The organism is Roseovarius azorensis, from assembly GCF_900109455.1.
GTDB classification, from domain to species: Bacteria; Pseudomonadota; Alphaproteobacteria; order Rhodobacterales; family Rhodobacteraceae; genus Roseovarius; species Roseovarius azorensis.
The window spans coordinates 156,877-181,230 of record NZ_FOAG01000004.1; the positions used below are offsets into that span (position 1 = coordinate 156,877).

Genomic DNA, 24,354 nt, shown 5'->3' on the forward strand with positions numbered 1-24,354 from the left:
CCGCCAATGCCAAGAACGAGGTTGCAAGCCTGCATCGTCGGGCTATTGTTCCGTGGGGACGAATTCAACCCTGACAAAGAGGTAGCCATGAAAACCATTCTCGCCGCATCCGCCACGCTCATCGCGCTCGCCCTGCCCGCATTGGCCGAAGGCGACGCCGCCCAGGGCGAAAAGGAATTCAACAAGTGCAAGGCCTGCCACATGATCGCTTCGGACGCCGAGACGATCGTCAAGGGCGGCAAGACCGGCCCCAACCTCTATGGCGTGATCGGCCGCACCATGGGCGGCGTCGAGGATTTCAACTATTCCGACGGACTGGCCGCCAAGGCCGAGGCGGGCGAGGTCTGGGACGAGGCAACCCTTGCCGAATACGTCAAGGATCCCAGCGCCTTTCTCGGCAGCCGGTCGAAAATGACCTTCAAGCTGGCCAAGGGCGCCGAGGATGTGGCCGCCTATCTGGCGACCTTCTCGGAGTAAGCGGCCCGCATCGCAGCGCAGGAGCCGTGCGGCTGCTGCCGTGCGGCTCTTGTCATGGCGGGTGCGGGGCGACGCCGCCTCGTCCTGACCGCCGCGCAAGCCCCCCAAAGGGTGCGACAAAATTCTTCGAACTGCATCACATTCGCGCATTGCCGCGCCCTTGTAGACATTCTAAAACCCGAAGGGATCATGCGCGCGTGAGACGGTATCTCGCCGCGCCGCACAAACACCAGCAGGAGGCACCCAATGGCAGATGCAGCCATTCACGGCCACGAGAACGACGATCAGCGCGGGTTTTTCACCCGGTGGTTCATGTCCACGAACCACAAGGATATCGGTATCCTCTATCTGGTCACTTCGGCAGTTGTCGGTCTGATTTCGGTTCTGTTCACCGTCTACATGCGGATGGAACTGATGGAACCCGGCGTTCAGTACATGTGCATGGAAGGCGCCCGGTTCTTCGCCTCGGACGTCGCCGACTGCACGCCCAACGGCCACCTGTGGAACGTGATGATCACCTATCACGGCGTGCTGATGATGTTCTTTGTCGTGATTCCCGCACTCTTCGGGGGCTTTGGCAACTATTTCATGCCGCTGCAGATCGGCGCGCCGGACATGGCCTTTCCGCGCATGAACAACCTGTCGTTCTGGCTCTATGTGGCGGGCACCGCGCTGGGTGTGGCCTCGCTTCTGGCGCCCGGCGGCAACGGGCAGGCGGGTTCGGGCGTGGGCTGGGTGCTCTACCCGCCGCTCTCGACGACCGAGAGCGGCATGTCGATGGATCTGGCGATCTTTGCCGTTCACGTCTCCGGTGCCTCGTCGATCCTGGGCGCGATCAACATGATCACCACCTTCCTGAACATGCGCGCGCCGGGCATGACGCTGTTCAAGGTGCCGCTGTTCTCGTGGTCCATCTTTGTCACCGCATGGCTCATCCTGCTGGCACTGCCGGTTCTGGCGGGGGCGATCACCATGCTGCTGACCGACCGCAATTTCGGGACAACCTTCTTTGATCCCTCCGGCGGCGGCGACCCGATCCTCTATCAGCATATCCTGTGGTTCTTTGGCCACCCGGAGGTGTATATCATCATCCTGCCCGGTTTCGGCATCATCAGCCACGTGATCGCCACCTTCGCGCGCAAGCCGATCTTTGGCTACCTGCCGATGGTCTGGGCGCTCATCGCGATCGGGGTTCTGGGCTTTGTCGTCTGGGCGCACCATATGTACACGGTGGGCATGTCGCTGACCCAGCAGAGCTATTTCATGCTTGCCACGATGGTCATCGCGGTGCCGACGGGCGTCAAGGTGTTCAGCTGGATCGCCACCATGTGGGGCGGCTCGGTCGAATTCCGCACGCCGATGCTCTGGGCTTTCGGCTTTCTCTTCCTCTTCACCGTGGGCGGGGTGACGGGTATCGTTCTGTCACAGGCGGCGGTGGACCGCGCCTATCACGACACCTATTACGTGGTGGCGCATTTCCACTACGTGATGAGCCTTGGCGCGGTATTCGCCATCTTTGCGGGGATCTATTTCTACTTCCCCAAGATGACGGGCCGCATGCTGCCCGAATGGGCCGGCAAGCTGCATTTCTGGACGATGTTCATCGGGGCGAACCTGACCTTCTTCCCGCAGCACTTCCTGGGCCGTCAGGGCATGCCGCGCCGCTACATCGACTATCCCGAGGCCTTTGCGGTCTGGAACTGGTGGTCGTCGGTCGGGGCCTTCATCTCCTTCGCGTCCTTCGTGTTCTTCTTTGGCGTGGTCATCTATGCGCTGTTCCGCGGCGCCCGCGAGACACGGCCGAACCCGTGGAACGAATATGCCGATACGCTGGAATGGACCCTGCCCTCGCCGCCGCCGGAGCATACGTTCGAGACGCTTCCAAAGCGTGCGGACTGGGACAAGGCGCACGCCCACTGAGCCGCGCCAGAGGCAGACAGACAAGGGCCCCGGAGCAATCCGGGGCCCTTTGGCCGTGATCCCGCGAAGGGTGAAGACCTTGCCGGATCCGCGATCAGGCCGTCGGAGCGCCCATGCCCCCGCGGCATCCCGTCAACCAGCCCGGCAAGGCGTCATCCCCGGGGGGCAGCGCCACCGCCATGTCCCCTGCGAATGCCAGAAAGGCGTCGCGGTTGGATGCGCTCACACCGACCAGCACGGGGATATCCAGCGCCAGCGCCTCGGCGATCACCGGCCGGAACCCGCGCCCGTCGGCCTCGTGCTTGCCGAACTTGTTGACGATGAGCACGTCAGCCCCCCGCGCCAGCCCCGCCAGAACCAGTCCGGCCGCCTCCTCCAGCGCCGCCGGCTCCAGCCGGCAGCCCCGCGCACCGGACCCGAGCCGCTGGGAAATCCGCAGCACGGGACCATCGGGCAGCACATGCACATCCATGTCGCAGACCGCGCCGCCCGACCGTTCCGTGTTGATCTGAACGATGCCGCAGGTGCGCAGACCCGCCGCCGTCAGCCGCCGCGCCATCCCCAGCACCAGCCGGTCGACAGCACCTGCCCCGGGGGCCGAAACATAGGCAATCTGCATGGCGCATGATCCTTGGACAGGTCGGCCCGGATGGGCCGCACGCAGCCCCCGCGCCACGACCGCAGAGTGTGAAGACTGGTGCCGCTGAAGGGACTCGAACCCCCGACCCCATCATTACGAATGACGTGCTCTACCAGCTGAGCTACAGCGGCGTTCTTCTGGTCTTTGGCGCGGGTGCGGTGCGTGGGGCACGGCACCGGATCGCGCAGCCGTCGCTTTAAACGCACGGCGGGGGGAACGCAAGCCGGTTTGAACGTGCCGCTCCGACCGGTTTCATGGCGTGGCGCGGGGGCGCGGGAGTCAGCGTTTTGCCCTGCGCCACCCCGCCGCACGGGCTTCGGCCTGTGAACAGAACCAGCGCTCGCCCTGGTCGGAGCGGATCACGGTGCGGTCGTAATGTTCCTGGCCGGGCATGTGGTAGATGCGTGCGCCCTTCGCGCTGATATTGCCCTTTATCGCGCAACCGTCTTCCGGCGCGGGCTGTGGGGCGGCGTTCTCTTCACGGACGCTGCGGCGGTGATCTTCGGGTCGCGCCATCAGTGTGCCGTGCAGACCGCGTCCGGCGACGACCGCGCCCTTTTCGTCCAGATCATAGGCCATCGAGAATTTGCGATAGGCCAGCGCCAGCCCCTCGGCCACCAGCATCCGCCCGATATCCTGCCCCGCCACCGCGCAGCGCGCCACGGTGCGGCCATAGCGATCCTGCTCGACCGCCTCGCATCGGGCCTGACGGCCGCCGATCCGCGCACGCACCTGTTGCGCCACCCATGTCCCGCAATCCCAGCGCGCGCCATCCGGGTTGGTGCAGATCTGACCCAGTTCCGGCGCGTCGATCCCGTGCAGGCGCACGCGGCGCTCGCCCACATCAAGCGTATCGCCGTCAATCACCCGGACCGGACCGGAAAATCCCTGCGCCGCCGCTTGGGAAACCGTGCCAAATGTCAGAACGACAAGTGAACAAATCCTTAACATACCCCCTTATCGGGAGCGAAAAGGGTGAAATCAAGCCAAAGCCTTGACGAAAAGTTAACGCTGCGCGTGCTGCCAGTCGGGATGCAGCCAGGGTTCGGAATTCTCGGGCGGCATGGGGGCGCGGCCCAGCACGTGATCGGCGATCTTTTCGCCGACCATGATCGAGGGCGCGTTGAGATTGCCATTGGTGATACGCGGGAAAATGCTGCTGTCGGCGACGCGCAGCCGCTCTACCCCGATCACCCGCCCCTCGGGATCGACCACGGCGCGGGGATCGTCTGCGCGTCCCATCCGGCAGGTGCCGCAGGGATGATAGGCGCTCTCGGCATGGGCGCGGATGAAATCGTCAAGTTCGTCATCGCTCTGCACCGCCGCCCCCGGCTGAATCTCGTGCCGGATATAGGGCGCGAACGCCTCCTGCGCAAAGATCTCGCGGGTGAGGCGGATGCACTGGCGGAAATCGACCCAATCGCTCTCGGCGCTCATGTAGTTGAAGCGGATCACCGGATCATCGCCGGGATCGGCGCTGCGCAGGGTCACCGCGCCACGCGATTCGCTGCGCATCGGGCCGACATGGGCCTGAAACCCGTGACCTTCGGCCGCTGCCTTGCCGTCGTAGCGCACTGCGATGGGCAGGAAATGGAACTGGATATCCGGGTAATCAACCCCCGCCCGCGACCGGATAAAGCCGCAGCTTTCAAACTGATTGCTGGCCCCCGGGCCGGTGCGGGACAAGAGCCATTGCAGCCCGACCCAGCCCTTGCCCATGAGGTTCCAGTACTTGTAGAGGCTGACCGGCTGGCTGGCTGCCATCTGGATATAGAGTTCCAGATGGTCCTGAAGGTTCCGGCCCACGTCGGGCCGGTCGGCGATCACCCCGATCCCGTGCTCCGCGAGATGCGCGCCCGGCCCCACGCCGGACAGCATCAGCAGCTTGGGCGAGTTGATCGACGAGGCGGCAAGGATCACCTCGCGATTGGCGCGCACCACCTCGAGTTGACCTTTTCGGATCATCTCGACCCCCACGGCGCGGCCCTCTTCAATCACCACCCGGCTCACGAGACCGCGGATCAGATCGCAATTCCCGCGCCTGAGGGCGGGGCGAAGATAGGCATTGGCCGCCGACCAGCGTTGCCCGCGCCAGACCGTCATCTCGAATGCACCAAAACCTTCCTGTTGGTGGCCGTTGTAATCCTGCGTTTCGGGATAGCCCGCCTGCACCCCCGCCTCGACAAAGGCGCGTACCAGCGGGTTGTCGCGTTTTCCTCGGCTCACATGCAGCGGCCCCTCCGTGCCCCGCCAGCCCGAATCGCCGCCGTGCCCGCCGTCGTGCCAGTTCTCCATCCGCTTGAAATAGGGCAGCACATCCGCATAGCCCCAGCCCGCCGCGCCCTGATCGCGCCAGTGGTCGAAGTCGTGGGCATGCCCCCGCACATAGACCATGCCGTTGATCGAGCTTGATCCGCCGATCACCTTGCCGCGTGGACACACGAGGCGGCGATTGCCCAGATGCGGCTCTGGCTCGGTCATGTAGCCCCAGTCATAGCGTTTCATGTTCATCGGATAGCTGAGCGCGCCGGGCATCTGGATGAAGGGGCCAGCGTCCGTACCTCCGTGCTCGATCACGAGCACGGATTTTCCCGCCTCGGCCAGCCTGTAGGCCATGGCGCAGCCCGCACTACCTGCCCCGACGATGATGTAGTCGGCTTCCATCATTCGCCCCTTGGAAAGCGCTTGTTTTCTTCCAGCACGTTCAGGTCCATGTGGTTGCGCATGTAGCGTTCGGACGCCTTTTGCAGCGGTTGATAATCCCAGGGGTAATAACCGCCCCGGCGCAGCGCCTCGTAGACCACCCAGCGGCGGGCCTGGCTCTCGCGCACGGCAGCATCAAAGACGTCAAGATCCCAGCGTGCCTCGGATTTGGCGCGCAGTTGCGCCAGGGTGCCGGCATGGGCCGGGTCGTCCGCGAGATTGGTTAGCTCTTGCGGGTCGTTTTCCAGATCGAAGAGTTGATCGGGATCGAGCCCGCAGCGGTTGTATTTCCACCTGCCATAGCGCAACGACACGAGCGGCGCATAGGAGGCCTCGGCGGCGTATTCCATCGCGACCGGCGCATCGCGTGCGACCCCCTGCCCCTGCGGCACGAGCGATTGACCCTCGGTCCAGGGCATGATTTCCGACATGTCCGCGCCCGCCAGATCGCAGAGCGTCGGGCAGATGTCGATGGTGCTGACCGGATCGGTCACGAGGCCCGGCGTCATGCCCGGCGCCGAGATCATCAGCGGCACGCGGGCAGAGCCCTCGTAGAAGCACATCTTGTACCACAGGCCGCGCTCGCCCAGCATGTCGCCGTGATCCGAGACAAAGAGAATCGCCGCCTCCTGACGGGTGGCAGTGAGCGCCGCCATCACCTCGCCGATCTTGTCGTCGAGATAGGAGATATTGGCGAAATAGGCGCGGCGGGCGCGGCGGATGTGATCCTCGGTGATCGTGTAATTACGCCAGTCGTTCGCATCGAAGATGCGCTTTGCATGGGCATCGTGATCCTCATAGGCCATGGCCGGGATTTCCGGCAGCAGATGCGCGCAATCCTCGTAAAGATCCCAGTATTTCCTGCGTGCCACATAGGGGTCGTGCGGGTGGGTAAAGCTGACGGTCAGGCACCAGGGCCGTGCGTCCGCGCCGCGCGCCAGATCATAGACCTTGCGGGTCGCGTGATAGGCTACCTCGTCGTCGTATTCCATCTGGTTGGAAATCTCGGCCACGCCCGCCCCGGTCACCGATCCCATGTTGTGATACCACCAGTCGATCCGTTCGCCGGGTTTGCGATAGTCCGGCGTCCAGCCGAAATCGGCGGGGTAGATATCGGTGGTCAGCCGTTCCTCGAATCCATGCAGCTGATCGGGGCCGACGAAATGCATCTTGCCCGAAAGGCAGGTCTGATAGCCCGCGCGCCGCAGGTGATGGGCATAGGTGGGAATGTCGGCGGCAAATTCGGCGGCATTGTCATAGACGCGACTGCGCGAAGGCAGCAGGCCGGACATGAAGCTGGCCCGCCCCGGCGCACAGAGCGGCGAGGCCGTATAGGCATTGGCGAAACGGGTCGAGCGCGCCGCGAGTTTCTTGAGGTTGGGCGCGTGCAGCCATTCGGCGGGACCATCGGGAAAGAATGTGCCGTTGAGCTGATCGACCATGAAGATCAGGATGTTCGGGGCGGTCATTGCACCTCCTTTTCGGGTAGGCTTGTGTCGAGATAATGCAGCAGCACATCGACCGCGAGCGCGGGCTGCATCGGTCCCTCGCGCAGCGCCTGACGGATATATAACCCGTCGATCATCGCCGCGAGGCCGCGGGTGAGCGTGCGTGCCTCCGCCGGGGCCAACTGGCGGAACGCATGATGCAGGTTCGACCGGAGCCTGCGCTGATAGATGTGCAGGAGCCGCCGCGCCGCATCCGAGCGCTGGGCCTGCACGTAGAAATTGAGCCAGGCCGACACCATCTCGGGACGGAACTGCGCCGGCGTGAAACTGGCGCGGATGATCGCCTCGATCCGCTCGCGCGGTCCCTTGGCCATGATCAGCGCGCCGCGCACCTCGGCGCCGTAGAGCGTCAGGATATGCCGCATGGCGGCCACGAACATCTGTTCCTTGGAGCCGAAATAGTGATGTGCGAGCGCGCTCGACATGCCCGCGCGCCGGGCGATCTGCGCGACCGTCACATCCAGCGTGCCGTGGGCGCCGATCTCGGAAATCGTGGCCTCGACGAGCGCCGTGCGCCGGATCGGCTCCATTCCAGTTTTCGGCATCCGGCCCCCTCTCAAAGATGTGTTGCCAGACTGGCCTAATCGTGTTTAATTGACTCGTCAATCAATAATAACGAGGACCCGCACACATCAGCCGACGCCCCCCCTGCCAGAATAGCGTTGTATTTCATCACAACGTCATATTAGCCTTGGCAGGTATAAACCGACCGCCGCGCGGCAGGGGGCCGCGAGAACCGTGACCATGGGCACAGGCAGGTCTGGGACATAAACCAAAGGGAGACGACCATCATGACACTACTCAACTCGGGCCGCATCAACCGCCGCGGCTTTATGGCGACCACGGCGGCCACCGCCCTTGCCGCCACCCTGCCGACAGGCCGGGCGATTGCCGCGCCCAACCGCGGCGGGCATCTGCGCGCCGCCATCGGGCATGGGCAGACCACCGACACGCTCAACCCGGGCACCTATGAAAACAGCTTTACCACCTCGATGTCCTTTGCCATTCACGGTCGCCTGACCGAGGTGGCCGCCGATGGCTCGTTGAAACCGGAACTGGCCGAAAGCTGGGAGGCCTCTGACGACGCCTCGGTCTGGCGGTTCAAGATCAGGCCTGGCGTGACATTCCATTCGGGCAAGGAAGTGACGGTCGAGGATGTGGCGAATTCGATCAACTTTCACCGTGGCGAGGGATCGACCTCGGCGGCCGGGCCGCTCGTGGCCTCTGTCACCGATATCGCGACCGAAGGCAATGACACGGTCGTCTTTACGCTCGATGGCGGCAATGCCGACTTTCCCTTCATCCTCAGCGACTATCACCTGGTGATCTGCAAGGCCGAGGGCGACAGCATCGACTGGCGCTCGGGTGACGGTTGCGGCAGCTATGTGCTCAAGGAATTCAAGCCTGGCGTGTCCTTCTCGGTTGAGCGCCACGCGGGTCACTGGCGCGACGACGTGGCATGGTTCGACAGCGCGCAGGTGCTGGCCATCGTCGATCAGAACGCCCGCACCACCGCGCTCGTCTCGGGCGATGTGGACATCGTGGACCGGCTGGATCTCAAGACAGTGGGCATGCTGGCGCGCCGTTCGGATATCCAGATCAATTCGGTCGCGGGCACGCAGCACTATACGTTCGCGATGAACACCACCACCGATCCGTTCACCGACAACCATGTCCGGCTGGCGCTGAAATACGCCATCGACCGGCAGGAACTGGTGGACAAGATCCTGTTCGGCTACGGCTCGGTCGGCAACGACCACCCGATCGGCGAGGGGCAGCGTTTCCACAACAAGGATCTGGAGCAGAAAGCCTATGATCCCGACAAGGCAAAGTTCCACCTCAAGCAGGCGGGACTCGACAGCCTGGAAGTGTCTCTGTCGGCCGCCGACGCGGCCTTTGTCGGCGCGGTGGATGCGGCTGTCCTGTTCCAGAACTCCGCTGCCAAATGCGGTATCACCCTCAAACCGGTGCGCGAACCCAATGACGGCTACTGGTCGGATGTCTGGATGAAGAAACCGTTTTCCGCCGTCTACTGGTCGGGCCGCTCGGTCGAGGATCAGATGTTCTCGACCGCATATCAGTGCGGCGCGTCGTGGAATGACAGTTTCTGGTGCAACGAACGCTTTGACGAGCTGATGATCAAGGCGCGCTCGGAGCTTGACGAGGCCAAACGCCGCGAGATGTATTACGAGATGCAGACGCTGGTCAGCGACGAGGGCGGCGTGATGATCCCGATGTTCGCAAACTATGTCTTTGGCAACTCGACCAAGGTCGCGCATTCCGACGTGATGGGGTCGAACTGGGACGTGGACGGGCAGCGCTGGATCGAACGCTGGTGGTTCGCCTGAACCTGACCGCCTGACGCAACCGCGGAGGTCCGGGGGCATCGCCCCCGGACCTCTGGCCAAACCGGGCCGCTGACACCGCGCGCCATATGATCCGACACCGGGAGATATCTGCCATGACATTCAAGACCACTCTCACCACGATTGCCCTTGTCACCGCCACGGCGAGCCCGGCACTGGCAAATTGCGACAGCATCACGTTCTCGGACGTGGGCTGGACCGACATCACCGCCACCACCGCCGCCACCACCGTTGTACTGGAGGCGCTTGGCTATGACACCGAGATCAAGGTTCTCTCGGTTCCCGTCACCTATACCTCGCTGGCTGCGGGGGACATCGACGTGTTCCTCGGCAACTGGATGCCCACGATGGAGGGCGACATCGCGCCCTACCGCGAGGCTGGCACTGTCGATACCGTGCGCGCCAACCTGGAGGGGGCAAAATACACGCTCGCCACCAATGCGGCCGGGGCCGCGCTCGGCATCACCTCTTTTGACACCATCGCCCAACATGCCGAGGCGCTCGACAGCACCATCTACGGCATCGAGCCGGGCAATGACGGCAACCGCCTGATCCTCGACATGATCGCGGCCGACGCCTTTGGCCTCAAGGGATTCGAGGTCAAGGAAAGCTCGGAACAGGGCATGCTGGCGCAGGTCAGCCGCGCCGACCGGCGGGAGGAACCCATCGTGTTCCTGGGCTGGGAACCGCACCCGATGAACGCCAATCACGACATGACCTATCTCACCGGCGGTGACGACTGGTTCGGTCCTGATCTCGGCGGGGCCACGGTCTATACCAACACCCGCGCGGGCTATGTCGCGGAATGCGCCAACGTGGGCAAGTTGTTGGAGAACCTAGAATTCACGCTGGCCATGGAAAACGAGATCATGGGCGCGATCCTGAATGACGGGGCCAAGCCCGACGCCGCCGCGACCGCCTGGCTAAAGGCCAATCCGGACGTGCTCGGCCCCTGGCTTGACGGAGTGACCACCAAGGACGGCGGCGATGCGATGGCGGCGGTTTCATCCGCACTCGGGCTCTGAGCGCGTGTTTCGGGTTGCCCCGTGTCGGCCACAGGGCACCCCCCCGCAACAATTCCTGACAATGAGACCTGAGACATCCCCATGGATTGGCTGAGCGAGCACAAGATTCCCGTGGGCAAATGGGCCGAGGGCTTCTTTCTGTGGCTGCAGGACAATGCCGCCGCCTTTTTCGATCTGCTCGCGGCGCTGATGGAAGGGCTGATCGACGCCTTCCTCTGGGCATTGCAGGCACCGCATCCGCTGGTCATCATCGGGCTCTTTGTCGGCCTGACATGGGTGCTGCAACGCAACTGGAAAACCTGCCTGTTCGTATTCCTCGGGTTTCTCTTCATTCTCAATCAGGGCTATTGGGAGGAAACCACCGAAAGTCTCACGCTGGTCATTTCCTCCTGCATCTTCTGCATGGCGATGGGTGTGCCCATCGGTATTGCGGCGGCGCATCGCCCGCGGCTTTATGACGGCATGCGGCCCGTCCTGGACCTGATGCAGACGCTGCCGCCGTTTGTCTATCTCATTCCGGCAATTGTGTTTTTCGGCATCGGCATGGTGCCGGGCCTGATTGCCACGGTGATCTTTGTGGTGCCCGCACCGATCCGTCTGACGCATCTGGGCATCGTCAGCACACCGCAGCCGCTATTGGAGGCGGCGCAGGCCTTTGGCGCCACCAACCGGCAGACGCTGTGGAAGGTAGAGCTGCCCTATGCGCTGCCGCAGATCATGGCGGGGCTGAACCAGACCATCATGCTGTCGCTGTCGATGGTGGTGATCGGTGCGCTGGTGGGCGCGGATGGCCTTGGCGTGCCGGTGCTGCGGGCGATCAACACCGTCAACATCGCGCTCGGGTTTGAATCGGGGCTGATGATCGTGGTCGTGGCCATCGTGCTTGACCGGATGCTGCGGATGGAACGGCGCAAATGACCGACACGATCGTTCGTTTCAACAAGGTCTCGATCGTTTTTGGGGATGCACCCCGGAACGCCCTGCCTCTGATGGATCAGGGCATGTCGCGCTCGGATATCCAGAGTCAGACCGGGCAGATCCTGGGCGTGCATGACTGCGATCTTGCCGTGGCGCCGGGCGAAATCCTGGTGCTCATGGGACTGTCGGGGTCGGGCAAATCCACCCTGTTGCGGGCAGTGAACGGCCTGAACCCGGTAGTACGGGGCACGGTCGAAATTCACGACGGCACCGGCATGATCGATGTGACCCATGCCCCCGCCGCCACGCTGCGCCGCCTGCGCCAGCATCACATCGCCATGGTGTTCCAGCAATTCGGCCTGCTGCCCTGGCGCACGGTACGCGAGAATGTGGGTCTCGGGCTTGAGTTGGCCGGCATCCCCAAGGCGGAGCGCACAACCCGCGTCGAGAAACAACTGGCTCTGGTCAACCTCTCCGATTGGGCCGACCGGCGCGTGGGCGAATTGTCGGGCGGCATGCAGCAGCGCGTGGGCCTTGCCCGCGCCTTTGCCACCGATGCGCCGATCCTGTTGATGGACGAACCCTTTTCCGCGCTCGATCCGTTGATCCGCAACCATTTGCAGGACGAGTTGATCGACCTGCAGAAATCGCTGGGGCGCACCATCATCTTTGTCAGCCACGATCTCGACGAGGCGTTCAAGCTGGGCGACCGCATCGCCATCATGGAGGGCGGGCGAATCGTGCAATGTGGCACGCCGCAGGCGATCTTTACCGATCCGGCGACCGATTACGTGGCCGAATTCGTGGCGCATATGAACCCGCTTGGCGTGCTTTGCGCCCGTGACGTGATGGAACCGGCCCAAGGCGCGCCGGAAACCTGCGTGCCCGCCGATGCCACCATCCAACAGGTGATGGAACAGGCGCAGGGCCATGACCGGCCCGTCGGTGTGACCGAGAACGGCCGTATTCTGGGCCAGATCACCCGCAACCGCATCCTGGCCAAGCTGCTCGACCCGCGCGCCTGAGACAGTGCCGTTCCGGTTGCCGTGCCCGCGCGCCCATGCGCATGGGCCGCCTACTTTCTTGTTTTGTCGCAATTTCCAAGTCGTCAGGTGATTCCACCTGACTTGAAATTGCTTTAGCGCCACATGCGGCGGAACTCCGGTTCCTTGTCGATCCATTCGTGTTTCAGCACCGCCGCCACATGCAGCAGCACCAACGCCACCAACGCATAGGCCAGCCCCTCGTGGATCGTGCCCAAGAGGGCGTGCAGGCGTTCCTTGAGCACCGGTTCGACCTGCATGATCCAGCCGATCCGCGGCCACTGGAACAGCCCGAACCAGCGCATCGGGATTTCGGCCGCGGCCTTCCACGCGGAATCGTGCATCCATCCCGACAGCGGAATCGCGATCATCAGCAGGTAGAGCGCCGCATGCGCCAGATACGCCATGCGTTTTTCGAGGCTGCCGTATTGCGCCGGCAAGGGCGGCGGCGGGCGCATGAACCGCCACAGGATCCGCAGCAGGACCAATCCCAGTATCGTGATGCCAAGTGATTTGTGCGTGTCGATCACGCTCCGTATCTGGGCCTCAGGAAAGCTTTCCGTCAGCAGGCCAAGAGTGAGGTTGCCGATGATCAGCGAGGCCGTGAGCCAGTGAAGAATAACGGCAGGCATGCTATATCGTTGCATCTCCACGTTCCTTTCAGCGTGCCGGGGCGCGCCATCCGATGCCAGCGTCCGGGCGGCGCGCTGAGATGACTCTTGTCAGCTTTCCGCTCCGGTCCAAAGTAACACCCGATAAAATGCCCGTGTCCGACGGGCTGACCGAGGCAAGGATGCGGGCCTCGCCGCGTCTGTCGCCGCGGCGGGTTCCGTGGATCAGTCGTCTGGTGATCGGCGCTATCCTGATGGCGTTCGTGCTGCTCGTGGCGCAGGCCTTCGTGCAGGACAGCCTGGCCGCCTGGAGCGTCGGCATCGCCTATGTCGCCTATGACACCGCGCTGCTGCTGTTCACGGGTTTGAAAACGCTCGATATTCTGCGGCGGCGCGAGGATGGCGGCACAGAGGATCCGCCCGCAGACCTGCCCCGGATCACCGTCATCATTGCCGCGCATGACGAAGAACGCGCGCTCGTGCCCACGATCAATGCGCTGCTGGCCCAGACCCTGCCCCCGGCACAGATACTGATCGCCGATGACGGATCGACCGATGGAACCAAAGCGGTGCTGCGCAAGACATATGGTCTTGACCCGCCGCCTGTCGGAGAATTGAGCGCGCCGGCGGCAGAGGTTCCGGCGCTCTGCTGGCTGCGCCTGGCGCATGCCGGAAAAGCCGCCGCGCTGAACGCGGCGCTGTCGCATGCAGAGCATCCCGTGGTGCTGACCGTCGATGCCGACACGATCCTCGACCCCGGCGCACTGGCGGCCGTGGCCCAGGATTTTGCCGCCGATCTCCGGCTTGTCGCCGCTACCGGCGTGCTGGCCCCGGCCTGCGGACCGGGCCTGTCCGAAAGGGTGTTGCAGGGGTTTCAGACCTATGAATACCTGCGCAACTTCATATCGCGCCATGCGTGGATGCGTCTGGATTGCCTGCTGCTGGTCTCGGGGGCGTTTGCCGCCTTTCGCCGTGATGCGGTGATGCGGGTCGGCGGTTTCGATCCCGGATGCCTGGTTGAGGATTACGAACTCATCCACCGCCTGCGGCGGCATTCGGCCGAGAACGGCCTGGACTGGAGCGTGCGGGTGATCGGGCGGGCGCGCGGGCGCACCGATGCTCCGGGCAGCCTGCGCGCCTTTCTGGCGCAGCGGCGGCGCTGGTTCGGTGGCTTTTTGCAGACCCATTACTGGAACCGCGACATGATCGGCAATCCGCGCTTTGGCAGGCTGGGAACGGTCATGATGCCGGTCAAGACGCTCGACACGCTGCAGCCGGTGTTCGGGATCATCGCCTTTGCGCTGCTGGTCTGCTTTCTCGTCACCTCGCGCGCGGCGCTGGCGGTGTCCATCCTTTCGGTCATGGGGGCGAAGATCGCCGTCGATCTCTGTTTCCACCTGTGGTCGATCCATCTCTACCGGCGCTGGACCGGCGCGGCCCTTGTCCCCGGCATGGCGCCGGTCTTTCCGGTTGCCCTGGCAGAGCCTTTCTCCTTCCAGTTGCTGCGCCATCTTGCTGCGGTTCTGGGGTGGTGGACCTTTGTGACCGGCAGGCAGCGGTGGGCGCGGCACAGTCGCGCGGGCGTCGGGCAGAGGCCGGTCGGATAGGGTGGTGTGAGCCGCTCGGCCCGGTTCAACCCAGCCAGGTGCGCACCGCCGCCTCGAATTCGCGCGGTTTTTCGGCATGCAGCCAGTGACCCGCGCCGGGGATTTTGGCGAACTGTGCGGCGGGAAACAGCGTCTTGATCCGGTCGCGGTGTTCACGGGTGACGTAATGCGACTCCGCTCCCGAAAGGAACATCACTTTCCCCTCGTAACTGCCTGAAACTTCGGGGAACCCGAGGATCTTCGGCATTTCTTGCGCCAGAACGTCGAGATTGAGCAGCCAGCGTTTGTTGCGCACATCGAGCGCTTGCAGGAAGAACGGCACCAGATCGGGATTATCGACCAGCGGCAGGAGTTGATCACCGGCGTCCGAGCGTTTTTCAACGCGGCTCAGATCGACCGCCTGCATCGCCTTGATATATTCTATCTGGCTATGCTCATAGGCGACCGGCGCGATATCCGCGACGATCAGGCGGTGCACCAGTTCGGGCCGGGTCAGCGCCAGAACCATCGCCGCCTTGCCGCCCATCGAGTGACCCATGACGTCATATGGTCCGTCCAGCGATGCCAGCACCGCGGCCAGATCGCCCGCCATATCCGCATAGGAATGCGTGTCGAACCAAGGGCTTGCGCCGTGGTTGCGCATGTCCGCGGCAACGACATGGCGGCTGTCCGACAGGCGTTTGGCGATCACGCCCCAGTTGCGCCCCGAACCGTAAAGCCCGTGCGCGATCAGCAATCCGGGCCGCTCCGTGCGCGCGCCATGATGGATGACGTTCAACATGGCGCCTGAATATCGCCCCGCCGCTGCGATGGCCAGCCCTGTTGAGCCGGTGGCATGTGGCCGCTAGACTGGACGAAAAGGAACGTTCAAGTGATTGATACGGCGGAATTTCAGACCAGGGTCGCACGGCTGCACGCAGCCCTGTCCGACAAGATGCGCCTGCGCGGCAGGACACTGGAGGCGCAGTTCAGGCGCGCCGGTCGACGCCTGCCCGGACGCCAGCGCCGCGCGGCGGCCATCGTGCTGGGCGCGCAGGACTGGATGGGCCATCCGAAACTCGCCCGCGTGCTGGACATGAGACAGGTCAACGCCGCCTTTGCCGATCTGCACGCCTATCTTGATCCGCTTGATCCCAAGGAGGCCCGGCGCACGGCGATCCTGCGTCTGCTGGGCGGGATCGTTCTCAATCTCATCGCGCTGGGGGTGCTGATCTATGCGCTTGCGCAATGGGTGCGGACGGGCTGAAAGCCTCTTTAATTCCACGACCCAAGAGAAACCCCGCGCGGAATGCGATCCGCGCGGGGCCGTTGGCCGGACCGGTCCTCAGAGGTTCGGGTAGAGCGGGAACCGCTTGCACAGCGTCTCGACCTCGGCCTTGACCTTGGCCTCGACCGCGCCGTTGCCCTCTTCGCCATTGGCCGCCAGCCCGTCGACCACCTCGATGATCCAGTCGGCGATCTGCCGGAATTCGGCCTCGCCGAACCCGCGGGTGGTGCCTGCGGGGCTGCCCAGACGGATGCCGCTGGTCACGGTCGGCTTTTCGGGATCGAACGGCACGCCGTTCTTGTTACAGGTGATATGCGCGCGGCCCAGCGCCTTTTCGGTCGCGTTGCCCTTGACCCCCTTGGGCCGCAGGTCGACCAGCAGCACATGCGTGTCGGTGCCATGCGTCACCGTGTCCAGCCCGCCCTTGATCAGTTGGTCGCTGAGCGCCTGCGCGTTACGGATCACCTGTCTGATATAGGTCTTGAACTCGGGGCGCAGCGCCTCGCCAAAGGCCACGGCCTTGGCCGCGATCACATGCATCAGCGGACCGCCCTGAATACCGGGGAAGATGGCGGAGTTGAACTTTTTGGCCAGATCCTCGTCATTGGTCAGGATCATGCCACCGCGCGGGCCACGCAGCGTCTTGTGTGTCGTGGTGGTGGCCACATGCGCATGCGGGAAGGGGCTGGGATGTTCGCCCGCCGCAACCAGACCGGCGAAATGCGCCATGTCGACATGCAGGTAAGCCCCTACGCTATCGGCAATCTCGCGCATCTTCGCGAAATCGATCCGGCGCGGGATGGCGGAACCGCCGGCGATGATGAGTTTCGGCTTGTGCTCCGAGGCCAGCGCCTGCACCTGGTCGTAGTCGATCAGGTTGTCCTGCCTGCGCACGCCGTATTGGATGGCGTTGAACCATTTGCCCGACTGGTTGGGCGCCGCGCCATGCGTCAGGTGGCCACCAGCATCAAGGCTCATCCCGAGGATGGTGTCGCCGGGTTTCAGCAGCGCCTGAAACACGCCCTGATTGGCCTGACTTCCCGAATTGGGCTGGACATTGGCAAAGCCGCAGTCAAACAGCTGACAGGCCCGTTCGATCGCCAGATTTTCCGCGACATCGACATATTGGCAGCCACCGTAATAGCGCCGACCGGGATAACCTTCGGCGTATTTGTTGGTCATCACGCTGCCCTGGGCCTCCATCACCGCCGCAGAAACGATGTTTTCGGATGCGATCAGTTCGATCTCGTCGCGCTGACGGCCCAACTCAGAGCGGATCGCACTGTAGAGGTCGGGGTCGCGCGTGGCGAGGGATTCGGTGAAAAAGCCTTGGTCCGCAACAGGCTGGTTTCCATCATGGGGCATTATGGCAACTCCGGCAGAGGGTGAATTTTTGGATTTCCTAAAGGAAACTCGGGCAGTTTGAAAGAATGTAAAGCGACGAATCCACCCGCAGGACCGGCATGGCTGGTCTTGGGCCGGGATTTGTGGTTCGATCCGCGCCAGATATCCGCCTTTTGGAAACAGGATCGCGCTGATGCGCCTGAAGATCGCCTTTGTTGCCAGCGACGTGCCCAGCGCACAGACCGCACGCGCCGCTCTTGTCGGACGGTTCGGGCAGGTGCCCGAGGATGAGGCCGACGTCATCGTGGCGCTTGGCGGCGACGGGTTCATGCTGCACACCATGCACCGCACGCAGAATCTCGATACGCCGGTCTACGGGATGAATCGCGGCACGGTCGGGTTCCTGATGAACGAATACAGCGAGAGCGACCTGCCCGAGCGGCTGGCGGCGGCGGAGGAAGAGGTGATCAACCCGCTTTCGATGCGCGCCGAGGCAAGCGACGGCACGATCCACACTGCGCTGGCGATCAACGAGGTCTCGCTGTTGCGGGCGGGTCCGCAGGCGGCCAAGCTGCGGATCACCATCAACGGGCGATTGCGTCTGCAAGAACTGGTCTGCGACGGCGCGCTGGTTGCGACGCCCGCCGGGTCGACCGCCTATAACTATTCCGCGCATGGACCGATCCTGCCGATCGGGTCGGATGTGCTGGCGATCACTGCCGTGGCCGCGTTTCGCCCCCGCCGCTGGCGCGGGGCGCTGGTGCCGAAATCCGCGACCGTGCGCTTCGATGTGATGGAGCCGGACAAACGCCCGGTCATGGCCGATGCCGACAGCCGCTGGATCGAGAGCGTGCTCTGGGTGGAGATCCGGTCTGAAACCAGCATCGCACATCGTATTCTGTTTGATCCCGGACATGGCCTGGAAGAGCGTCTGCTGCGGGAGCAGTTTACATAAAGCGATCATAAGATCGGTCAAACCCACTGAAATCTGGTAAAATCATTTCATAAAACGATATTTTAATATTTTCCGAATGGATCACGCATCACCCACCGAAAACCCTCGACGAAAGCCCCGCCGATCCGCGTGTTATCCGATATCAAAGGCCGGTTATTGCCTGTCTGCCCGCAGGCGGAACAATCTGGCCTTGCCTGCATGACGCAGGCGAGTCGTGACGTCCGGGAAAAGGAGCAAGGAGATGCGGGTGATGAACACCATCAGGGTCATCCTTCTGGGGGGGCTGATTGTCACCGGGGTTGTGGTTTATCTTGATCGGGACAACGACTTGTCCTCCGGTCCCGAAGCGGTGACAAGTCTGCTGCCAAGTCCTGTGAGCGTAACGGTGCTGAGCGGCGGAACCTCCTGAGGTCCGCAAAAGAACCTGTCCGCCCGGCTGACAAGTCCTCCCCCGCTCGGATCACCGTGCGGGGGAACCTCGTCAATTCCTTGCCAACCCAATGGATTGCAGGGCGGTCCTGATCTCGTCCAGTATCGCCGGATCGTCGATCGTGGCGGGCATCTTGTAGTCCTGCCCGTCGGCGATCCTGACCATGATCGCGCGAAGGATCTTGCCGGATCGTGTCTTGGGCAGACGGTCCACCACCACCGCCAGCTTGAACGCCGCCACCGGGCCGATCTGATCGCGCACCCGGGCCACGCATTCGCGGGTGATCTCGTCATGCGGGCGATCCACGCCCCTAGTCAGACAAAGAAAGCCAACCGGCGCCTGCCCTTTCAATGCGTCGCTCACGCCGATCACGGCGCATTCGGCCACGTCGGGATGGCCCGCCAGCACCTCTTCCATCGCGCCGGTCGAGAGGCGGTGCCCGGCCACGTTGATCACATCGTCTGTGCGTGCCATGATCCAGAGATAGCCATCTTCGTCCTTCATCCCCGCATCGCCGGTTTCGTAATAACCGGAGAATGTGTTGAGGTAGGATTTGCGGAACCGTTCCTCGGCCTGCCACAGCCCCGGCAGGGTGCCCGGCGGCAATGGCAGTCTGACTGCGATCGCGCCCAGCGTGCCGGGCGCAACCTCGTGCCCACCCTCATCGAGAATGCGCACGTCATAGCCCGGCATCGCCACGGTGGGCGAGCCGATCTTGACCGGCAGCGCCTCAATCCCGGCAGGGTTTCCGGCAATCGTCCATCCCGTCTCGGTCTGCCACCAGTGGTCATAGACCGGCACGCCCATGACATTCTGCGCCCATTCGATGGTGTCGGGATCGGCCCGCTCCCCCGCCAGATAGAGCGCGCGCAGGCAGGAGATGTCGTGATTTTTGATCAGTTCGCCCTTGGGATCGTCGCGCTTGATCGCCCGGAACGCGGTGGGCGCGGTAAAGAAGCTGCGCACGCCATGTTCGGAAATCACCCGCCAGAAGGTGCCCGCATCGGGCGTGCCCACGGGCTTGCCCTCGAACACCACGGTGGTGTTGCCGTGGATCAGCGGGCCATAGCAGATATAGCTGTGCCCGACGACCCAACCCACATCGGAGGCAGCCCAGAATACCTCACCGGGGTTCACGTTATAGATGTTCTTCATCGACCAGTTGAGTGCGACCAGATGGCCCGCTGTGGCCCGCACCACGCCCTTGGGGGCGCCCGTGGTGCCCGATGTATAGAGGATATAGGCCGGATGATCGCCCGACACCGGCACGCAGTCCGCCGGATCCACGCCGCGCTGAAAGTCGTGCCAGTCGAGATCGCGGCCCCCGGTCAGTTTGGCAACCTCTTGCTCGCGCTGGAAAATCACGCAGAATTCGGGCTTGTGCGCGGCCTGCTCGATGGCCCCGTCCAGCAGCGGCTTGTATTGCACCACGCGCCCCGGTTCGATCCCGCAGGATCCGGCGATGATGCATTTGGGCGTGCAGTCGTCGATCCTGACCGCCAGCTCGTGTGCCGCAAACCCGCCGAAGACCACGGAATGCACCGCCCCCAGCCGGGCGCAGGCCAGCATCGCCTCGAGCGCCTCGGGCACCATCGGCATGTAGATGATCACCCGGTCGCCCTTGGCGACGCCTCTGGCCCGCAGCGCCCCGGCGAGGCTGGCCACACGGGTCTGCAATTCGGCATAGGTGATCTTTTGCTGCGAACCGGTCACGGGGCTGTCGTGGATGATGGCGATGCGGTCGCCATGGCCCGCCACCACATGCCGGTCCACCGCGTTCCAGCAGGTGTTGACCTGCCCGTCCTTGAACCACTCGTAGAGCGGCGCATTCCCGGCAAAGAGCGCCCGCGACGGTTTTCTCACCCAGTCGATCGCCTCGGCGGCCTCCATCCAGAATCCTTCGGGATCCGCCAGTGAGCGGTCGTAAACCTCCTTGTATCCCATCGTGTCCTCCTCCGATCCGTTGAGTATGTGTTACGGATCGCCCAGACCTGCGGCAAGCGTCATGCGCGGCGACGGGACAGAAGGCCGCAGAAATTTTGCAGAAATGGCGTTGAGAAATCTGCAAATTTTTGCAAATCCGTGTGACACAAAGATATTTTCACAGGGATCGCAGAAATTTGCAAAATTTTTTGGGCTGCAAGCAAATCCCTTGATTCGCGGATCGATTCATCTGAACCTCTTTCCGGCACCGCAAGACATTGAACCACGATCCTGATTTCCCAACCGGAGGCTCCGGAATGCGATTGTTCTGCGCCCTGGCTGTGGCCGTCATCAGCAGCACACCGCCCCCGGCGGCGGCCGACGAGACCTGGCTTGTCTACAACGACACCGCGCGACAACGCATCGCCGCCGCGACCTGTCCGTTCGAGGACGACGCGGGGCATTTCTATTGTATCGCGCTGGATTGCGCGCCGGACGGCCCTCTGGAAATCACGGTAATGATAGCGGGCGGCGGCCCCTCGACCGATGCTTTCCCCGGCATTTTCGCGGTCGATGGCCGCACCTTTGCGGCGCTCTCGTTCCAGCGCACCGCGCAGGACGATCATCTCGAATTCCGCGCCACGCATGATCCGGCACGGCACGGCGGGTTGATCGCGGCCCTGCGAGGCGGCGGTCTTGGTCTTCTGATCCTTGATCCGGCGGGCGAAAAGCTGGGCCAGACCATGCCCCTGAGCGGTGCCGGGCCTGCCATCGGCACGGCGTTGCAGGGCTGTGCGCCGCAGGTCATGGCGGAGCTTGCGAACAGCACACCGCCGCGCGTAGCGCAGCCTGCCGCCGCCCTGCCCGCCCCCGTGGCACGGGCGCAGGCCGAGATTCTGACGGATTGCGGTCAGGGCACGCAATTCGGCCCCGGATTTGCCCAGCAGCACGACTTTGACCGTGACGGCATCCTCGATGTGCTGATGCGTTACGAGGCGGTGCAATGCGCGGCAATTGCCAGCATGTATTGCGGCAGCGGCGGTTGCGGGCACCGGCTGCATCGGGGTTTGCCCGGCGGGGCCTATGACGACGGCGTTTATTTCACAGCCCATTCGGCGACGGTGACCGAGAACCCGCCGGGTCTCGTGCTGGAAACCCACGGCAGCACCTGCGGCCTGACCGGCGCGGCCGGTCCCTGTATCCAGCGCCTGATCTGGCAGTACGGCAACCTGATAACCCTGCCCGGCAACTGATCAGCCGTAATGCGCCACCGGCGTGCCGGCGATGGCCGCCATGTTCAGCAGCCCCCGTGCGGTGATCGCGGGCGTCACGATATGCGCGCGGTTGCCCATGCCCATCAGGATCGGCCCCACTTCCAGCCCGCCGGCCTTCATCTTGAGGATGTTGCGCACGCCCGAGGCGGCGTCGGCATAGGCAAAGATCAGCACGTTCGCCGCCCCCTGCATCCGGTTGCCCGGCAACAGCCGCTCGCGCAAGTCCGCATCGAGGGCGGCGTCGATGTTCATCTCGCCCTCATAGCTGAATTCGCGCGGGGCGGCATCGAGCAGGGCAATCGCCGCGCGCAGGCGCTCTGCGCCGTCATCGGTCTGATTGCCGAACTGCGACTGCGAACAGAACGCGACCTTGGGTGCGATCCCGAAGCGGCGCACATGCCGCGCCGCGCCCACCGCCGTCTCGGCCAGATCCTCGGGCGTCGGTTGCACGCGCACATGGGTGTCGGCGATAAACAGCGGCCCGTCCTCGAGGATCATCATGCTGAGCGCGCCATGCGGGTGATGGTCGGCGTCACCCAATACCTGATTGACATAATTCATATGCCAGCGGAATTCGCCGAAGGTGCCGCAGATCAGGCAGTCCGCCTCTTCGCGGTGGACCATCACTGCACCGATCGCCGTGCTGTTGGTGCGCATGATCGCGCGCGCCAGATCGGGTGTCACACCGCGCCGCGCCATGATCCGGTGATAGGTTTCCCAGTAATCGCGATAGCGCGGATCGTCCTGCGGGTTCACGATGTTGAAATCCCGCGCGGGGCGGATCGACAGCCCCGCGCGTTCACAACGCCGTGCGATCACTTCGGGGCGGCCGATCAGGATGGGCTGTTCCGTCGTTTCCTCGAGAATCGCCTGCGCCGCGCGCAGTACCCGCTCGTCCTCGCCCTCGGCAAAGACGATGCGCCGCGCGGCGGTGCGCGCCGCCTGAAAGACCGGGCGCATCAGAAGCGCCGACTTGAACACGCTGGCATCCAGATTGGCCTTGTAGACCTTGAGATCCGCGATCGGGCGGGTTGCGACCCCCGTCTCCATCGCCGCCCGCGCCACCGCCGAGGATACGATGCCCGACAGGCGCGGATCGAACGGCTTGGGGATCAGGTAATCGGCGCCGAAGGTCATCTGCTCGCCCTGATAGGCGGCGGCGGCCTCGGCGCTGGTACTGGCGCGCGCCAGATCGGCGATGCCCTGCACGCAGGCCACCTGCATTGCGTCGTTGATCTCGGTCGCGCCGACATCCAGCGCGCCCCGGAAAATGAAGGGGAAGCACAGCACGTTATTGACCTGGTTGGGAAAATCCGAGCGGCCCGTGGCGATGATCGCATCCGGCACCGCCTCGCGCGCGAGATCGGGCATGATTTCGGGATTGGGATTGGCCAGCGCAAAGATGATCGGACGCGGCGCCATTTTCCGCACCATGTCGGGTGTCAGGATGTTCGGACCGGAAAGACCAAGAAACAGATCCGCCCCCGCGATCACATCATCCAGATTCCGCAGATCGCTCGGCTGCGCAAACGCCGCCTTCTCGGGGTTCATATCCACCTCGCGGCCCGCATGGACCAGTCCGTGAATGTCGCAGAGCCATATGTTCCGGCGCTCAACCCCGAGCTTCAGCAGCATGTTGAGACAGGCAATCCCCGCCGCGCCGCCACCGGTGGACACGACCCGGATGTCCTCGAACCGCTTGCCCGCCACATGCAAGGCGTTGGTCGCTGCCGCCCCGACAACGATGGCCGTGCCGTGTTGATCGTCGTGAAACACGGGGATGTTCATCCGCTCGCGGCAAAGTCGTTCAACGATGAAACAATCCGGCGCCTTGATGTCCTCGAGGTTGATGGCGCCGAACGTCGGCTCCAGCGCGCAGACGATATCGGCCAGCTTTTCAGGATCGCTCTCGTTCAGTTCGATGTCGAAACAGTCGATATTGGCGAATTTCTTGAACAATACCGCCTTGCCCTCCATCACCGGCTTTGACGCCAGCGCGCCGATATTTCCAAGGCCGAGAACGGCGGTGCCATTGGACACCACCGCCACCAGATTGCCGCGCGCGGTATAGCGGCTTGCGGTGGCGGGATCATCCCTGATCTCCAGACAGGCCTCGGCGACGCCAGGGGAATAGGCTCGGGACAGATCGCGACCATTGGCCATCGGCTTGGTTGCGCGGATCTCGAGCTTGCCCGGCTTGGGGAATTCGTGGTAATCTAGCGCCGCCTGTCTTGGCGTATCCTTGTGGCTGTCGGTCATGGTGTCCTCCCCCGCCGCACATATAGTTTAATATTAAACTACCCTAGCGGCATGCTCTTATCACGCCGCCGCGATTTTTCAAGC

The 24,354-nt window shown here is 63.6% G+C and carries 21 protein-coding genes and 1 tRNA gene; 11 read left to right on the forward strand and 11 right to left on the reverse strand.

The genetic code is table 11. From position 1 onward, the window contains the following. Positions 1–87: 87 nt before the first annotated feature. Positions 88–477: a c-type cytochrome gene (locus tag BSG08_RS07965; protein WP_093034777.1), complete on the forward strand. Its 390-nt coding sequence runs from the start codon at positions 88–90 to the stop codon at positions 475–477. Between the two features lie 246 nt (positions 478–723). Next, entirely contained in the window at positions 724–2,397 is a 1,674-nt protein-coding gene (ctaD, locus tag BSG08_RS07970) for a cytochrome c oxidase subunit I (RefSeq protein ID WP_093034779.1), read from the forward strand. Positions 2,398–2,491: 94 nt separating this feature from the next. On the opposite strand, the gene BSG08_RS07975 is transcribed toward ctaD, so the two are convergent. The 6 genes from BSG08_RS07975 to betI form a co-directional block, all read right to left on the reverse strand. After that, positions 2,492–3,016, reverse strand: coding sequence for a DUF2478 domain-containing protein (locus tag BSG08_RS07975; protein ID WP_093034782.1), 525 nt, complete (start codon positions 3,014–3,016; stop codon positions 2,492–2,494). 76 nt (positions 3,017–3,092) lie between these two features. Next, positions 3,093–3,168 (reverse strand) — tRNA-Thr (locus tag BSG08_RS07980). Between the two features lie 148 nt (positions 3,169–3,316). Next, a complete protein-coding gene (locus BSG08_RS07985) occupies positions 3,317–3,988 on the reverse strand; it encodes a thermonuclease family protein (protein WP_093034784.1) in 672 nt (223 codons plus the stop codon). Between the two features lie 54 nt (positions 3,989–4,042). Further along, entirely contained in the window at positions 4,043–5,701 is a 1,659-nt protein-coding gene (gene betA / locus BSG08_RS07990) for a choline dehydrogenase (RefSeq protein WP_093034787.1), read from the reverse strand. Further along, entirely contained in the window at positions 5,701–7,209 is a 1,509-nt protein-coding gene (gene betC / locus BSG08_RS07995) for a choline-sulfatase (RefSeq protein WP_093034790.1), read from the reverse strand. The genes betA and betC overlap by 1 nt, the downstream gene beginning before the upstream one ends. After that, a complete protein-coding gene (gene betI, locus BSG08_RS08000; protein ID WP_245770627.1) occupies positions 7,206–7,793 on the reverse strand; it encodes a transcriptional regulator BetI in 588 nt (195 codons plus the stop codon). The genes betC and betI overlap by 4 nt, the downstream gene beginning before the upstream one ends. 246 nt (positions 7,794–8,039) lie before the next feature. Here betI and BSG08_RS08005 point away from each other — a divergent pair, with 246 nt between their 5' ends. From BSG08_RS08005 to choV, 4 genes are all read left to right on the forward strand, one after another. Continuing rightward, entirely contained in the window at positions 8,040–9,596 is a 1,557-nt protein-coding gene (locus tag BSG08_RS08005; RefSeq protein ID WP_093034795.1) for an ABC transporter substrate-binding protein, read from the forward strand. Positions 9,597–9,709: 113 nt separating this feature from the next. After that, a complete protein-coding gene (gene choX / locus BSG08_RS08010) occupies positions 9,710–10,639 on the forward strand; it encodes a choline ABC transporter substrate-binding protein (RefSeq protein WP_093034798.1) in 930 nt (309 codons plus the stop codon). Positions 10,640–10,720: 81 nt separating this feature from the next. After that, the gene (choW, locus tag BSG08_RS08015) at positions 10,721–11,557 is read left to right on the forward strand and encodes a choline ABC transporter permease subunit (protein WP_093034801.1); all 837 of its coding nucleotides are present in this window, start codon (positions 10,721–10,723) and stop codon (positions 11,555–11,557) included. Further along, complete coding sequence (choV, locus tag BSG08_RS08020; RefSeq protein WP_093034804.1) at positions 11,554–12,582, forward strand: choline ABC transporter ATP-binding protein; 1,029 nt, start codon at positions 11,554–11,556, stop codon at positions 12,580–12,582. The genes choW and choV overlap by 4 nt, the downstream gene beginning before the upstream one ends. 113 nt (positions 12,583–12,695) lie before the next feature. Here choV and BSG08_RS08025 read toward each other — a convergent pair whose 3' ends face one another. After that, the gene (locus BSG08_RS08025) at positions 12,696–13,247 is read right to left on the reverse strand and encodes a cytochrome b (RefSeq protein WP_093034807.1); all 552 of its coding nucleotides are present in this window, start codon (positions 13,245–13,247) and stop codon (positions 12,696–12,698) included. Positions 13,248–13,360: 113 nt separating this feature from the next. On the opposite strand from BSG08_RS08025, the gene BSG08_RS08030 reads away from it, so the two are divergent. Continuing rightward, positions 13,361–14,818: a glycosyltransferase family 2 protein gene (locus BSG08_RS08030; RefSeq protein ID WP_093034810.1), complete on the forward strand. Its 1,458-nt coding sequence runs from the start codon at positions 13,361–13,363 to the stop codon at positions 14,816–14,818. Positions 14,819–14,843: 25 nt separating this feature from the next. On the opposite strand, the gene BSG08_RS08035 is transcribed toward BSG08_RS08030, so the two are convergent. After that, the gene (locus tag BSG08_RS08035) at positions 14,844–15,599 is read right to left on the reverse strand and encodes an alpha/beta fold hydrolase (protein WP_093034815.1); all 756 of its coding nucleotides are present in this window, start codon (positions 15,597–15,599) and stop codon (positions 14,844–14,846) included. Positions 15,600–15,689: 90 nt separating this feature from the next. On the opposite strand from BSG08_RS08035, the gene BSG08_RS08040 reads away from it, so the two are divergent. Then, on the forward strand, positions 15,690–16,064 hold the full coding sequence (locus BSG08_RS08040; RefSeq protein ID WP_093034818.1) for a hypothetical protein: 375 nt from the start codon (positions 15,690–15,692) through the stop codon (positions 16,062–16,064). A gap of 78 nt (positions 16,065–16,142) precedes the next feature. Here BSG08_RS08040 and glyA read toward each other — a convergent pair whose 3' ends face one another. Next, entirely contained in the window at positions 16,143–17,450 is a 1,308-nt protein-coding gene (gene glyA, locus BSG08_RS08045; RefSeq protein WP_093034821.1) for a serine hydroxymethyltransferase, read from the reverse strand. A 172-nt stretch (positions 17,451–17,622) separates the two neighbouring features. Between glyA and BSG08_RS08050 the strand changes: the two genes are divergently transcribed. Together BSG08_RS08050 and BSG08_RS19445 are read left to right on the forward strand one after the other, a co-directional pair. Beyond that, positions 17,623–18,384 carry an NAD kinase gene (locus BSG08_RS08050; RefSeq protein ID WP_093034824.1) on the forward strand — a complete coding sequence of 254 codons (762 nt, stop codon included), beginning with the start codon at positions 17,623–17,625 and terminating at the stop codon, positions 18,382–18,384. Positions 18,385–18,634: 250 nt separating this feature from the next. Next, positions 18,635–18,793, forward strand: a complete 159-nt coding sequence (locus BSG08_RS19445; protein ID WP_175544724.1) for a hypothetical protein — start codon at positions 18,635–18,637, stop codon at positions 18,791–18,793. A 72-nt stretch (positions 18,794–18,865) separates the two neighbouring features. Here the strand turns inward: BSG08_RS19445 and BSG08_RS08055 are convergent, their stop codons facing one another. Continuing rightward, positions 18,866–20,758 carry a propionyl-CoA synthetase gene (locus BSG08_RS08055; protein ID WP_093034827.1) on the reverse strand — a complete coding sequence of 631 codons (1,893 nt, stop codon included), beginning with the start codon at positions 20,756–20,758 and terminating at the stop codon, positions 18,866–18,868. 296 nt (positions 20,759–21,054) lie between these two features. Between BSG08_RS08055 and BSG08_RS08065 the strand changes: the two genes are divergently transcribed. Then, positions 21,055–21,990, forward strand: a complete 936-nt coding sequence (locus BSG08_RS08065; RefSeq protein WP_093034832.1) for a hypothetical protein — start codon at positions 21,055–21,057, stop codon at positions 21,988–21,990. Here the strand turns inward: BSG08_RS08065 and BSG08_RS08070 are convergent, their stop codons facing one another. Further along, positions 21,991–24,270: an NADP-dependent malic enzyme gene (locus BSG08_RS08070; protein WP_093034835.1), complete on the reverse strand. Its 2,280-nt coding sequence runs from the start codon at positions 24,268–24,270 to the stop codon at positions 21,991–21,993. Positions 24,271–24,354 lie beyond the last annotated feature (84 nt).

Coding starts and splice junctions, on each gene's coding strand:
- BSG08_RS07965 (WP_093034777.1), top strand. CDS start 88: ATGAAAACCATTCTCGCCGCATCCGCCACGCTCATCGCGCTCGCCCTG.
- ctaD (WP_093034779.1), top strand. CDS start 724: ATGGCAGATGCAGCCATTCACGGCCACGAGAACGACGATCAGCGCGGG.
- BSG08_RS07975 (WP_093034782.1), bottom strand. CDS start 3,016: ATGCAGATTGCCTATGTTTCGGCCCCCGGGGCAGGTGCTGTCGACCGG.
- BSG08_RS07985 (WP_093034784.1), bottom strand. CDS start 3,988: ATGTTAAGGATTTGTTCACTTGTCGTTCTGACATTTGGCACGGTTTCC.
- betA (WP_093034787.1), bottom strand. CDS start 5,701: ATGGAAGCCGACTACATCATCGTCGGGGCAGGTAGTGCGGGCTGCGCC.
- betC (WP_093034790.1), bottom strand. CDS start 7,209: ATGACCGCCCCGAACATCCTGATCTTCATGGTCGATCAGCTCAACGGC.
- betI (WP_245770627.1), bottom strand. CDS start 7,793: ATGCCGAAAACTGGAATGGAGCCGATCCGGCGCACGGCGCTCGTCGAG.
- BSG08_RS08005 (WP_093034795.1), top strand. CDS start 8,040: ATGACACTACTCAACTCGGGCCGCATCAACCGCCGCGGCTTTATGGCG.
- choX (WP_093034798.1), top strand. CDS start 9,710: ATGACATTCAAGACCACTCTCACCACGATTGCCCTTGTCACCGCCACG.
- choW (WP_093034801.1), top strand. CDS start 10,721: ATGGATTGGCTGAGCGAGCACAAGATTCCCGTGGGCAAATGGGCCGAG.
- choV (WP_093034804.1), top strand. CDS start 11,554: ATGACCGACACGATCGTTCGTTTCAACAAGGTCTCGATCGTTTTTGGG.
- BSG08_RS08025 (WP_093034807.1), bottom strand. CDS start 13,247: ATGCAACGATATAGCATGCCTGCCGTTATTCTTCACTGGCTCACGGCC.
- BSG08_RS08030 (WP_093034810.1), top strand. CDS start 13,361: ATGCCCGTGTCCGACGGGCTGACCGAGGCAAGGATGCGGGCCTCGCCG.
- BSG08_RS08035 (WP_093034815.1), bottom strand. CDS start 15,599: ATGTTGAACGTCATCCATCATGGCGCGCGCACGGAGCGGCCCGGATTG.
- glyA (WP_093034821.1), bottom strand. CDS start 17,450: ATGCCCCATGATGGAAACCAGCCTGTTGCGGACCAAGGCTTTTTCACC.
- BSG08_RS08050 (WP_093034824.1), top strand. CDS start 17,623: ATGCGCCTGAAGATCGCCTTTGTTGCCAGCGACGTGCCCAGCGCACAG.
- BSG08_RS19445 (WP_175544724.1), top strand. CDS start 18,635: ATGAACACCATCAGGGTCATCCTTCTGGGGGGGCTGATTGTCACCGGG.
- BSG08_RS08055 (WP_093034827.1), bottom strand. CDS start 20,758: ATGGGATACAAGGAGGTTTACGACCGCTCACTGGCGGATCCCGAAGGA.
- BSG08_RS08065 (WP_093034832.1), top strand. CDS start 21,055: ATGCGATTGTTCTGCGCCCTGGCTGTGGCCGTCATCAGCAGCACACCG.
- BSG08_RS08070 (WP_093034835.1), bottom strand. CDS start 24,270: ATGACCGACAGCCACAAGGATACGCCAAGACAGGCGGCGCTAGATTAC.